The sequence below is a fragment of the Marichromatium purpuratum 984 genome, from assembly GCF_000224005.2.
GTDB classification, from domain to species: Bacteria; Pseudomonadota; Gammaproteobacteria; order Chromatiales; family Chromatiaceae; genus Marichromatium; species Marichromatium purpuratum.
In genome coordinates, this window is record NZ_CP007031.1 from 2,240,026 (window position 1) to 2,252,465 (window position 12,440).

The window sequence follows — 12,440 nt, forward strand, 5'->3', positions numbered from 1 at the left end:
TCAGGCCTCCTCGGCGATGCGGTCGGCGTTCACCCGGGCGATGGCCAGGTGACGCTTGAGGGTGCCGGAGGCGCCGGTCTCGTAACCGATCCGGGCCTCGTACTCGATCGAGTCGCGTCCGGCGTAGAGCGACTCGATGATCGGCGCATAGTGGGCGTCGATGACGTCGCGGCGCAGCTTGCGGGTGCGGGTGACCTCGCCGTCGTCGGGGTCGAACGCCTTGTGCAGGTTGACGAAGCTGCGGATCGCCAGCGCCGGTGGCAGCAGCGCGTTGACCCGCGCCACCTCGGCGCGCACCAGCGCATAGACCTCGGGCTTCTGCGACAGATCGGCGAAGGAGGTATAGGGCACGCCGTTGATCTGCGCCCAGTGCCCCACCGCCTCGCTGTCGATCACCACCAGCGCGGCGAGGAAATCGCGCTCGCGCCCGAGCACGCAGGCCTCGCGGATGTAGTCGCTGAACTTCAGCCGGTTCTCGATATAGGTCGGGATGAAGCGCTCGCCGGTGTTGGTGTAGACCACCTCGGAGAGCCGTCCGAGCACCACCAGCTGACCGTCGGCCTCGAGCTGGCCGGCGTCGCCGGTGTGCATCCAGCCCGCGCGCAGGGTCTCGGCGGTGGCCTCGGGGTTGTCGAAATAGCCATCGAAGACGTTGTCGGCGCGCATCAGGATCTCGCCCTCGTCGCTGATGCGCAGCTCCACCCCGGGGAAGGGCCGCCCGGCGGTGTGCAGGCTCACCGAGCCCGGGTCCTGGGCCACGCACAGCGCGCAGTTCTCGGTCTGGCCATAGAACTGGCGCAGGTCGAGCCCGAGCGCACGGAAGAACAGGAACACGTCCTCGCCCATGGCGTCGCCGGCGGTATAGGGGCGCGCCACCCGCCGCAGCCCGAGCTGGTCCTTGAGCGGGCCGAACATCAGCACCTCCCCCACCCCGCGCCACAGCCGCCGCCACGGCGCCGGACGTCGGCCCTCCAGGCGATCGCGCTCGAGCCGCTCGGCGAAGGGCATGAAGTGGGCATAGAGCGCGCGCTTGAGCGGACTCGACTCCTTGATGCCGACCTGGATGCGGGTGAGCATGCTCGACCAGGCGCGCGGCGAGCCGAAGTAGAGCGTCGGGGCGATCTCGCGCAGGTCGTGGAGCGCGGTCTCCTGCTGCTCGGGGATGTGGACACAGAAGCGCAGCAGGATCGCCGCGCCGACCGAGAAGATGAAGTCCCCCACCCAGGCCATCGGCAGATAGGCCATGTGCACCTCGCCCTCGCGGAAGTAACCGGCGCGCGAGGCATTGCGCACCGCCGCGATGATGTGGCCGTGCTTGAGCGGGATGCCCTTGGGCCGCCCGGTGGTGCCGGAGGAGTGCAGCAGCACCGCCGGGGCGTGGACGCTGGTGCGCTCCTGCAGCGCCGCGCGCAACCCCGGCTCGGCGCTGAAGCGCGCGCGGCCCTGCGCGCTCAGCGCCGCGATCGCCCGGGCGCCCGGCGGTGGGGCCTGCTCCAGCCCGCGCGGGTCGTCGTAGAGGATATGATCGAGCGCCCCGTAGCCGGCCGCGCGGATCGTCAAGAGCTTGTCGACCTGCTCCTGGTCCTCGACCAGGGCGCAACGGATCGACTCGGTCTCGAGCTGGCCGCGCAGCTCCTCGGGCGGGGTGTCGGGATAGGCCGGCGAGGGCAGCGCGCGCAGCGCGATGGCCGCGAGCATGCCGAAGTAGAGCGCCGGGCGGTTGTCGCCGATCACCAGCACCCGGTCGCCGGGCTCGACCCCCAGGGCCTCAAGCCCGGCGGCCAGCGCCAGCACCTCGTCGAGGTACTGGCGCCAGGTGTAGCTCTGCCAGATGCCGCGCCGACGCTCGCGCAGCGCCACCTCGTGACCGTGGTGCTCGGCGTTGTACACCAGCCAGTGGATGAGATGGTCGTGGGACTGCCAGTGCGGGTGCAGCGCGATGTCCCCGATCGCGTGCGGCTGGCGCTGTTCAGGCTGCATCCTTCACCCTCCCGATATAGGCCGCGACCACGGTGGGATCGTTGATCGCCTCGCGGGTCGGTCCCTCGGCGATCTTCTCGCCGTTGTTGAGCACCACCGCGCGGTTGCAGATGGCGGTGACCACGTCCATGTGGTGCTCGATGAGCAGCATGGTGGTGCCCATGGCGTCGCGCGCATCGAGGATGAAGCGCACCATGTACTCCTTCTCCTCCTGGTTCATCCCCGCCATCGGCTCGTCGAGCACCAGGAAACCGGGCTCGGCACAGAGCGCGCGCGCCAGCTCGACGCGCTTTTGCATCCCCAGCGGGATGACGTCGACCGGCTCGTCGCGCACGCTCTCGAGCTGGAGCAGGTCGATCACCTCCTCGACCCGCACCCGGTGGGCAACCTCCTCGCGCTCGGCCCACCACCAGTAGAAGGCCGCGCCGAGGATGCTCGGGCGCATGAACAGGTGGCGCCCGAGGAGGATGTTGTCGAGCACGCTCAGCCCGCGAAACAGCGCCACGTTCTGGAAGGTGCGCGCCACCCCCTTGCGGGCGATGCGGTGGGGCTTGAGCCCGCTGATGCGCTCGCCGCGATAGCGGATCTCGCCCTGCTGCGGCGGATAGAAGCCGGTGATGGCGTTGACCAGGGTGGTCTTGCCCGAGCCGTTGGGACCGACCAGGCCGAAGATCTCACCCCGGTGGATGTGCAAATCGATCCCCTTGAGCGCCTGCAGTCCGCCGAACCAGCGGCTGACCGCGGCGCATTCGAGTATCACCTCGTCGGGATCGTGGTCCTGTCGCGTCGTCGTCACGCCTGTGTCCTCCCTGCTCTCCTCGTTTGTCTCGGCGCCCCTGTCATGGGTGCAGGGGAGCGCGCCCGCTCGCACGGCGGGCGTCGTCGTCATGGCTCGCGGATCGGACCGGGCGCGGCCCGGTCGGGGAGAGACCGGCCCGCCGCCCTCCGTGGCGTGGCCGGTGCACTGGGCCGGGGCGCGTGCCCGGCCCCGCGGCGCCCTCCCGGCGCCGCCCGTCGCTCACGCGATCAGCCGGTCTCCTCGGCGCGCCCGAGCGCGGCGATGCTCTGCTCGCGCAGCATGGTCTTGAGCGCCCGTCCGGTGCTGCGCGGCAGCTGCGGATAGAGACGCACATAGCGCGGCACCTTGAAGTAGGCGATCTGGTCCTTGCAGTACTCGCGCAGCGCCTCGGGCGCGAGGCTCGCGCCCGGCTGCAGCTCGACGCAGGCGCACACCACCTCGCCGAGGCGCGCGTCGGGCACCCCGACGACCACCGCCGCGCGCACCGCCGGGTGGGTCTCGAGGAAGCGCTCGACCTCCTCGGGGTGGATGTTCTCGCCGCCGCGGATGATGGTGTCCTTGACCCCGCCGACGATGCGGCAATAGCCCTCGGCGTCGAGCACCGCGAGATCGCCGGTGTGCAGCCAACCGGCCTCGTCGATCACCCGCGCGGTCAGCTCGGGGTCGTCCCAGTAGCCACGCATCAGGCTGTAGCCGCGCACGCACAGCTCGCCGGGCTCGCCGACCGGGCGGATGCGCCCGGCGTCGTCGATCACCTTGGCCTCGAGGTGCGGGCCGATGCGCCCGACCGTCTGCAGCCGCCGCTCGACCGGGTCGTCCGGGGCGCTCATGAAGGAGACCGGCGAGGACTCGGTCATGCCGTAGGCGATGGTCACCTCGGCCATCCCCAGGCGGCGTCTCACCTGATCCATGGTCTCGGGCGGACAGGGCGCGCCGGCCATGATGCCGGTGCGCAGTCGGCCGGGGTCGAAGGTCTCGGCGCGGGGGTGCTCGAGCATCGCCTTGAACATCGCCGGCACCCCGTAGAGCGCGGTGCAGGACTCGGCAGCGACCGCCTCCAGGGTGGCGAGCGGGTCGAACCCCGGCCCCGGATAGACCATGGCGCTACCGTGCAGCAGACAGGCCATGTTGCCCATCACCATGCCGAAGCAGTGATAGAGCGGCACCGGGATGCACACCCGGTCGGCGGCGCCGAGTCCGAGCTGACGCCCCACCATCAGGCCGTTGTTGACGATGTTGTGATGGGTCAGGGTGGCGCCGGCCGGCGGGCCGCCGGTGGCGTTGCTGAACTGGATGTTGACCGGGTCGTCGGGGTCGACCGCGGCGGCGAGCGCGCGCACCCGCTCCAGGGTCTCGGGGGCGGGCTCGACGAGCAGCGTGGAGAAGGCGACGGTGCCCGGCCAGGCCTCGTCGTCGAGACGGATCACCCGTTCGAGCGCGGGCAGCGCCTGGGCCGCCAGTGGCGCCTCACCGGCCGTCGCCAGCTCCGGCAGCAGCTCGGCGAGCAGCGCCGGATAGTCGGTCTCGCGGATGCGCTGCTCGACCACCAGCGCGCGCGCCCCGACCAGCGCCAGGGCGCGCTCCAGCTCGGCCGGGCGCAGCGCCGGGTTGAGGCTCACCAGGATCATCCCCAGCCGCGCGGTGGCCAGCTGCACCAGGGTCCACTCGATGCGGTTGCCGGTACACACCGCGATGCGGTCGCCGGCGACGAAGCCGAGTTCGAGCAACCCGGCGGCGAGCCGGTCGACCCGGGCATCGAGCCCGCGCCAGTCGAGCCGCGCATCCCGCCCCCGATCGACCAGCGCCAGCCCCTCGGGCCGGGTCTCGGCGAGTCGTCTCAGACAGTCGCCGACCGTCACCCCCTGGAGCGTCTGCGTTGCGGTCCCGTGCACATAGCTGCGCCGAAGCTGGTCCATCTGGCTCCTCCTGAGAAGGTTGTCTGACGGCGTGGCGGGCGTCTCGGCCTCGATGCGGATCCTGCCGCTGGGATAGAATCTATTTGCCGTTTACGTCCACGTCAACTATTTTCTCGCACAACCGTCGGGGTTGAGCCGGGCCCTCCGGTCCCTTATTCGAGGTCCCCCGGAGATTGCGTAAAATAGATCGCTTACCGGCCAGCGCGCCCGCCCCAGTCAGCGCCCGGAGCGGGCTCAAGACGTCGACGTCAATCAAGCCCCACATCCACCGCAGGAGTCATCGGCGCATGAGCACACCCACCAATCCGCACCCGGAACAGGAACCCGGCGGCACCACCTTCACCATCGGCGAGCTGGCGCGCGAGTTCGACATCACCACCCGCACCATCCGCTTCTACGAGGACCAGGGCCTGCTCTCGCCGACCCGCTCGGGCACGCGCCGGCTCTATCGCCGCCGCGACCGCGCCCGCCTCAAGCTGATCCTGCGCGGCAAGCGTCTCGGCTTCACCCTCGCCGAGATGCGCGAGGCCTTCGACCTCTACGACGAGGCCCACGGCGAGGCGCAACAGCTGCGCTACTACCTCTCGGTGCTCGAGGAGAAGCGCCAGCACCTGCTCCAGCAACGCGAGGACCTGGAGGAGACCATGCGCGAACTCGAACAGTCCTACGCCCACTGCCAACAACTGCTCGAACAGCAGGAACGCGAACGCGGCGACACGCAGCGGATGGCGTCGTAGGGGTAGCGGCCAGGGCTCAGCGGCCAGCCGCCAGGGCTCAGCGGCCAGCTGTCAGCCGCCAGCCTCCAGTCAGCGGGATCCGGACACCTCGCAGGTCATCGGGCGTCGATCGAGCCGTGAAGACGTAGTAGCGGCGATGGTGGTCGAGGCACGGTTTCCAGCGACCAGCGACCAGCGACCAGCGACCAGCGACCAGCGACCAGCGACCAGCGACCAGCGACCAGCGACCAGCGACCAGCGGCCAGCGGCCAGCTGCCAGCCTCCAGTCAGCGGGATTCGGACACCCTCGCAGGTCATCGGCGCCGCTCGAACCGCGAGGACGTAGTAGCGGCGATGGTGGTCGAGGCACGGTTTCCAGCGACTAGCGGCCAGCTGCCAGCTGCCAGCTGCCAGCCTCCAGTCAGCGTGATTCGGACACCCTCGCAGGTCATCGGCGCCGCTCGAACCGCGAGGACGTAGTAGCGGCGATGGTGGTCGAGGCACGGTTTCCAGCGACCAGCTACCAGCTACCAGCTACCAGCTACCAGCCGCCAGTCAGCGGGATTCGGACACCTCGCAGGTTATCGGCGCCGCTCGAGCCACGAGGACGTAGTAGCGGCGCTGGCGGTCGAGGTACGACTACCTGCCACCAGCGACCAGCTTCCAGCCGCCAGTCAGCGGGATTCGGACACTTCGCAGGCCATCGGGCGTCGCTCGAACCGCGAGGACGTAGTAACGGCGCTGGCGGTCGAGGCACGACTACCTGCCACCAGCGACCAGCTTCCAGCCACCAGTCAGCGGGACTCGGACACCTCGCAGATCATCGGCGCCGCTCGAACCATGAGCACGTAGCGGCGGCGCTGGTGGGCAAGGCATGGCTTCCAGCCCTCAGCCACCAGCCGTCAGAACAGCGAGACCCAGCTGCCTCGCAGACCATCAAACATCTCTCGAACCGCGAGCACGTAGCAGCGGCGCTGGCAGCTGGCGACTGGCGACTGGCGACTGGCGGCTCCGGTGAAATCATGACGGCCTGATCCCGCCGAGCCCCACTCTTCCCCGCAGACCACACCCAGTCGCGACTGCCGACTGGCGACTGGCGACTGGCGACTGGTAGCTGATGGCTGGCCGCTCCCCCCTATTGACGTTTACGTCAACGTAATTTAGCATCCAATTCAACCGCAGGGATGCGCCCGGACCGCGTCTGGACGCGAGCGAGGACGCGCGCCCCGCGCCGCCACGCCGCAGGCCGGTCGAGGACCGGCCCCGGCGCACCGATCCGTCAACGGAGGACACGCGCATGATGCAGTTCCCGACCCTGGACTTCGACCTCGGCGAGGAGGTCGAGATGTTGCGCAGCGCGGTGGCCGAGTTCGCCGCCGCCGAGATCGCTCCGCGCGCCGCCGCCATCGACCACGACAACGCCTTCCCCGCCGACCTCTGGCGCAAGTTCGGCGACCTCGGGCTGCTCGGTCTCACCGTCGACGAGGACGATGGCGGCACCGGCATGAGCTATCTCGCCCATATCGTCACCATGGAGGAACTCTCGCGCGCCTCGGCCGCGGTCGCCCTCTCCTACGGCGCCCACTCCAACCTCTGCGTCAACCAGATCCGGCGCAACGGCACCCCCGAGCAGAAGGCCCGCTACCTGCCCAAGCTGATCAGCGGCGAGCACGTCGGCGCCCTGGCGATGTCCGAGCCCGGCGCCGGCTCCGACGTGGTCAGCATGCGGCTGCGCGCGCACCGCGAGGGTGATCGCTACATCCTCGACGGCAACAAGATGTGGATCACCAACGGCCCCGACGCCGACACCCTGGTGGTCTACGCCAAAACCGACCCCGAGGCCGGCTCGCGCGGCATCACCGCCTTCATCGTCGAGCGCGACATGCCCGGTTTCTCCACCGCGCAGAAACTCGACAAGCTCGGCATGCGTGGCTCCAACACCTGCGAGCTGGTGTTCGAGGGCTGCGAGGTACCGGTCGAGAACGTACTCGGCAGCGAGGGCGGCGGGTCGCGGGTGCTGATGTCCGGGCTCGACTACGAGCGCGCGGTGCTCGCCGGCGGGCCGCTGGGGATCATGGCCGCCTGTCTCGACGTGGTGCTGCCCTATGTCCACGAGCGCGAGCAGTTCGGCCAGCCGATCGGCGAATTCCAACTGATCCAGGCCAAGCTCGCCGACATGTACACCAACCTCAACGCCTGTCGCGCCTACGTCTATGCCGTGGGCCGCGCCTGCGACCTTGGCCGCACCACGCGCAAGGACGCCGCCGGCGCCATCCTCTACAGCGCCGAGCGCGCCACCGCGATGGCGCTCGACGCAATCCAGTGTCTCGGCGGCAACGGCTACATCAACGAGTACCCCACCGGGCGGTTGCTGCGCGACGCCAAGCTCTACGAGATCGGCGCCGGCACCTCGGAGATCCGGCGCATGCTGATCGGCCGCGAGCTGTTCAGGGAAACGGCCTGAGGCCGAGGAAGGACGGCGGGGACGAGGAGGACAGCCCGACCTCGCCGTCGGACACGCGCGAAGCATCAGGGTCAGGGACAACCGATGAATGTCATCAAGAGCAAGATCGATCCGCGTTCGGAGACCTTCAGCGCCAACCGCGAGGCGATGGACGCGCTGGTCGCCGACCTGCGCGCGCGCGTCGCCGCGGTCGCCGCCGGCGGCAGCGAGCGGGCGCGGGCGCGCCATCTCGAACGCGGCAAGCTGCTGCCGCGCGAGCGCATCGAGGTCCTGGTCGACCCGGGCTCACCCTTCCTCGAACTCTCGCAGCTCGCCGCGCTCGGGCTCTACGACGACGCCGTGCCCTCGGCCGGGATCATCACCGGGATCGGTCGGGTGTGCGGGCGCGAGTGCATGATCGTGGCCAACGACGCCACGGTGAAGGGCGGCACCTACTACCCGCTGACCCTGAAGAAACACCTGCGCGCCCAGGAGATCGCCCAACACAACCGCCTGCCCTGCATCTATCTGGTCGACTCCGGCGGTGCCAACCTGCCCAACCAGGACGAGGTCTTCCCCGATCGCGACCACTTCGGGCGGATCTTCTACAACCAGGCGGTGATGTCCGCGCAGGGCATCGCCCAGATCGCGGTGGTGATGGGCTCGTGCACCGCCGGCGGCGCCTATGTGCCGGCGATGGCCGAGGAGAGCATCATCGTCAAGGAACAGGGCACCATCTTCCTCGCCGGGCCGCCGCTGGTGAAGGCGGCCACCGGCGAGACGGTCAGCGCCGAGGCGCTCGGCGGCGCAGAGGTGCACTCGCGCACCTCCGGGGTGACCGACCACTTCGCCCTCCACGACGCCCACGCTCTGGGGCTGGCGCGCCGCGCCGTGGCGCGGCTCAACCACACCAAGCCGATGCCGCTGGAGATCCGCCCCAGCCGCCCGCCGCGTCACGACCCGGCCGAACTCGGCGGCATCGTCCCGCCCGACAACCGCACCGCCTACGACGTCCGCGAGGTCATCGCGCGCATCGTCGACGGCTCCGAGTTCGACGAGTTCAAGGCGCTCTACGGCACCACCCTGGTGTGCGGCTTCGCCCACCTCAACGGCTATCCGGTCGGCATCGTCGCCAACAACGGGGTGTTGTTCTCGGAGTCGGCGCTCAAGGGCACCCACTTCATCGAACTCTGCAGCCAGCGCGGCATCCCGCTGATCTTCCTGCAGAACATCACCGGCTTCATGGTCGGGCGCAAGTACGAGTCCGGCGGCATCGCCAAGGCCGGGGCGAAGATGGTCACCGCCGTGGCCTGCGCCCGGGTGCCCAAGTTCACCGTGATCATCGGCGGCAGCTTCGGCGCCGGCAACTACGGCATGTGCGGGCGCGCCTACTCGCCGCGACTGCTGTGGATGTGGCCCAACGCGCGCATCTCGGTGATGGGCGGCGAGCAGGCGGCCAACGTCATGGCGCAGGTACGTCGCGACACCCTGGAGACGCGCGGCGAGTCTTGGTCGACGCACGAGGAGGCGGCGTTCAAGCAGCCGATCCTCGAGCAGTACGAGCGCCAGGGCCACCCCTACTACGCCACCGCGCGACTGTGGGACGACGGCGTGATCGACCCCGCCGACACCCGCACGGTGCTCGCGCTCGGGCTCTCGGCGAGCCTCAACGCGCCGATCGAGGAGACCCGCTTCGGCCTGTTCCGCATGTGAGCATTCACCCACAGGAGCCACCCCGATGCCACAGACCCGACTCAGCCTGCGCATCGAGGCCGGCGTGGCCCAGCTGCGCCTCGCCCGCCCCGAGCGTCACAACGCCTTCGACGACGCCCTGATCGCCGAGCTGACCGAGACCCTGCAGGGCCTCGAGCGCGACCAGCGGGTGCGTTGCGTGGTGCTCGGCGGCGAGGGCGCGAGCTTCTCGGCCGGTGCCGACATCGACTGGATGCGGCGCATGGCCGACTACGACGAGCCCGCCAACCAGGCCGACGCCCGCGCCCTCGGCGCGCTGCTCTCGACCCTCCACCGACTCGCCAAGCCGACCCTCGCCCGGGTGCAGGGCGCGGCGATCGGCGGCGGGCTGGGGCTGGTGGCCGCCTGCGACCTGGCCTTCGCCACCGCCGACGCCGCCTTCGCCCTCACCGAGGTGCGCCTGGGGCTGATCCCGGCGGTGATCGCGCCCTATGTGATCGCCGCCATCGGGCCACGTCAGGCCAGCCGCTACATGCTCACCGCCGAGCGCTTCGACGCCGCCGAGGCCGAGCGCATCGGCCTGCTCCACGGCATCAGCCCGGACCTCGCCGCGCTCGATGCGCGCATCGCCGCGATCACCGCCGCGCTCGCCGCCAACGGCCCCGAGGCGATGGCCGCGGCCAAGACGCTGATCCGGCGCGTGCACGGCCAGCCGATCGGTCCCGAGCTGGTCGAGGAGACGGCACGCCGCATCGCCCGCATCCGTGTCGGCGCCGAGGCGCAGGAGGGCCTCGGCGCCTTCCTCGACAAGCGCGCGCCGCACTGGCGCGCGACGCCCACCGGCTGAGCCCCGTCCAACCACGCAGGGAATCGCACATGTTCGACAAGATCCTGATCGCCAATCGCGGCGAGATCGCCTGCCGCATCGCCCGCACCTGCCGCGCGCTCGGGGTGCGCACCGTCGCCGTCCATTCCACCGCCGACGCCGCCGCACGCCACGTCGCGCTGTGCGACGAGGCCTGGCCGATCGGCGCGGCACCGGCGCGCGAGAGCTATCTCGACGGCGCGCGCATCATCGAGGTGGCGCGCCGCGCCGGCGCCGAGGCGATCCACCCCGGCTACGGCTTCCTCGCCGAGAACGCCGCCTTCGCCCGCGCCTGCGCCGAGGCCGGGCTGGTGTTCATCGGTCCACCGCCGGCGGCAATCGAGGCGATGGGCTCGAAGCAGGCGGCCAAGGCGATCATGATCGAGGCCGGGGTGCCGGTGGTGCCCGGCTACCACGGCGACGACCAATCGCCCGAGCGCCTCGCCGCGGCGGCCGCGGAGATCGGCTATCCGGTGCTGATCAAGGCCACGGCCGGTGGCGGCGGCAAGGGCATGCGCCGGGTCGACGCCCCGGCCGACCTCGCCGAGGCGCTGGACGCCGCCCGGCGCGAGGCGCGCTCGGCCTTCGGCGACGACCGGGTGCTGATCGAGAAGTACCTGCTCACGCCGCGTCACGTCGAGGTCCAGGTGTTCGCCGACAGCCACGGCGAGGTGGTGCACCTGTTCGAGCGCGACTGCTCGATCCAGCGCCGTCACCAGAAGGTGATCGAGGAGGCCCCGGCCCCCGGGCTCGACGCACGCGCGCGCCAGCACCTCGGCGAGACGGCGATCGCCGCGGCGCGCGCCATCGACTATGTCGGGGCCGGCACCGTGGAGTTCATCATGGACGCCGAGGGCCGCTGCTACTTCATGGAGATGAACACCCGGCTGCAGGTCGAGCACCCGGTCACCGAGGCGATCACCGGCACCGACCTGGTCGCCTGGCAACTGGCCGTCGCCGCCGGCGAGCCGCTGCCGCGACGCCAGTCGGAGCTGACGATCGCGGGTCACGCCTTCGAGGTGCGGGTCTATGCCGAGGACCCGGCGCGCGACTTCATGCCCGCCACCGGCACCCTGCACCACCTGCTCACGCCGCCGCCCGACGCGCATGTGCGCATCGACAGCGGGGTGCGCGCCGGCGACACCATCTCGGTGCACTACGACCCCATGATCGCCAAGCTGATCGTCCACGACCGCGACCGCGCGCGCGCGCTGGCGCGGCTGCGCCAGGCGCTCGAGGGCTTCGTGGTGGTCGGGGTCAGCACCAACCTCGGGCTGCTCGGGCGCCTCGCCGCGCACCCGGCCTTCGCCGCAGCGCAACTCGACACCGGCTTCATCGAGCAACACCGCGACACCCTGCTCGCCGCGCCGACGGCCCCCGACTGTCGCATGCTCGCCGCCGCCACCCTGCACCAGCTGCTCGGCGTCGAACGCGAGGCGCGCGCCCGCGCGGCCGACTCCAGCGACCCCCACTCGCCCTGGCACGCCACCTCCGGCTGGCGGCTCAACACCGACTGTCACCGCACCCTGCACTTCATCGACCCGCTGCGCGCCGAGACCCTGACCGTGGTCGCCCACTATCGCGACGACGGCTTCCGGCTCGAGACCCCGCGCGAGACCCTCGCGGTCGACGGCCAGCTCGACGCCGAGGGTCACATCCGGCTGCGCGTCGACGGGGTCCAGCGCGAGGCGCGGGTACTGCAGGACGGCGCCGAGCTGACCGTGGCGATGGCCGGTGAGACCCGCACCCTGGTAATCCACAATCCGCTCGCCGCCGGCATGGACGACGCCCACGAGGAGAATCGTCTGGTCGCGCCGATGCCGGGCATCGTCGTCGCCGTCCACGTCCGCCCCGGCGAGCGCGTCGACGAGGGCGACGCGCTGCTGGTGCTCGAGGCGATGAAGATGGAGACGGTGATCCGCGCCAGTGCCGCCGGCGTGGTCGAGACGGTGCACTATGGCGAGGGCGATCAGGTCGCCGAGGGCAGCGAGCTGGTGGTGATCGGCGAGCCGGCGACCGCCTGAGCCGG

8 protein-coding genes are annotated in these 12,440 nt (G+C 70.8%); 5 read left to right on the forward strand and 3 right to left on the reverse strand.

Annotation, left to right across the window (positions count from 1 at the left end; genetic code table 11):
* The 3 genes from MARPU_RS09860 to MARPU_RS09870 form a co-directional block, all read right to left on the reverse strand.
* Complete coding sequence (locus tag MARPU_RS09860) at window positions 1–1,980, reverse strand: AMP-dependent synthetase/ligase (protein ID WP_005224231.1); 1,980 nt, start codon at window positions 1,978–1,980, stop codon at window positions 1–3.
* The gene (locus tag MARPU_RS09865) at window positions 1,970–2,776 is read right to left on the reverse strand and encodes an ABC transporter ATP-binding protein (protein ID WP_025275262.1); all 807 of its coding nucleotides are present in this window, start codon (window positions 2,774–2,776) and stop codon (window positions 1,970–1,972) included. The genes MARPU_RS09860 and MARPU_RS09865 overlap by 11 nt, the downstream gene beginning before the upstream one ends.
* Before the next feature lie 230 nt (window positions 2,777–3,006).
* Complete coding sequence (locus tag MARPU_RS09870; protein WP_005224233.1) at window positions 3,007–4,695, reverse strand: AMP-binding protein; 1,689 nt, start codon at window positions 4,693–4,695, stop codon at window positions 3,007–3,009.
* 287 nt (window positions 4,696–4,982) lie between these two features.
* Between MARPU_RS09870 and MARPU_RS09875 the strand changes: the two genes are divergently transcribed.
* The 5 genes from MARPU_RS09875 (at window position 4,983) to MARPU_RS09895 (ending at window position 12,435) form a co-directional block, all read left to right on the forward strand.
* Window positions 4,983–5,432 (forward strand): MerR family transcriptional regulator, encoded by a 450-nt coding sequence (locus tag MARPU_RS09875; RefSeq protein ID WP_005224234.1) that lies wholly within the window; start codon window positions 4,983–4,985, stop codon window positions 5,430–5,432.
* 1,279 nt (window positions 5,433–6,711) lie between these two features.
* On the forward strand, window positions 6,712–7,875 hold the full coding sequence (locus MARPU_RS09880) for an isovaleryl-CoA dehydrogenase (protein ID WP_025275263.1): 1,164 nt from the start codon (window positions 6,712–6,714) through the stop codon (window positions 7,873–7,875).
* Window positions 7,876–7,959: 84 nt separating this feature from the next.
* Window positions 7,960–9,567 carry a carboxyl transferase domain-containing protein gene (locus tag MARPU_RS09885; protein ID WP_005224236.1) on the forward strand — a complete coding sequence of 536 codons (1,608 nt, stop codon included), beginning with the start codon at window positions 7,960–7,962 and terminating at the stop codon, window positions 9,565–9,567.
* Between the two features lie 25 nt (window positions 9,568–9,592).
* A complete protein-coding gene (locus tag MARPU_RS09890) occupies window positions 9,593–10,393 on the forward strand; it encodes an enoyl-CoA hydratase-related protein (RefSeq protein WP_005224237.1) in 801 nt (266 codons plus the stop codon).
* 29 nt (window positions 10,394–10,422) lie between these two features.
* On the forward strand, window positions 10,423–12,435 hold the full coding sequence (locus MARPU_RS09895) for an acetyl-CoA carboxylase biotin carboxylase subunit (protein WP_005224238.1): 2,013 nt from the start codon (window positions 10,423–10,425) through the stop codon (window positions 12,433–12,435).
* Window positions 12,436–12,440: the final 5 nt, after the last annotated feature.

What these genes read in the sequence shown, in the direction of transcription:
- MARPU_RS09870 (WP_005224233.1), bottom strand. Translation starts at nt 4,695, where the DNA reads ATGGACCAGCTTCGGCGCAGCTATGTGCACGGGACCGCAACGCAGACG.
- MARPU_RS09890 (WP_005224237.1), top strand. Translation starts at nt 9,593, where the DNA reads ATGCCACAGACCCGACTCAGCCTGCGCATCGAGGCCGGCGTGGCCCAG.
- MARPU_RS09875 (WP_005224234.1), top strand. Translation starts at nt 4,983, where the DNA reads ATGAGCACACCCACCAATCCGCACCCGGAACAGGAACCCGGCGGCACC.
- MARPU_RS09895 (WP_005224238.1), top strand. Translation starts at nt 10,423, where the DNA reads ATGTTCGACAAGATCCTGATCGCCAATCGCGGCGAGATCGCCTGCCGC.
- MARPU_RS09885 (WP_005224236.1), top strand. Translation starts at nt 7,960, where the DNA reads ATGAATGTCATCAAGAGCAAGATCGATCCGCGTTCGGAGACCTTCAGC.
- MARPU_RS09880 (WP_025275263.1), top strand. Translation starts at nt 6,712, where the DNA reads ATGCAGTTCCCGACCCTGGACTTCGACCTCGGCGAGGAGGTCGAGATG.
- MARPU_RS09860 (WP_005224231.1), bottom strand. Translation starts at nt 1,980, where the DNA reads ATGCAGCCTGAACAGCGCCAGCCGCACGCGATCGGGGACATCGCGCTG.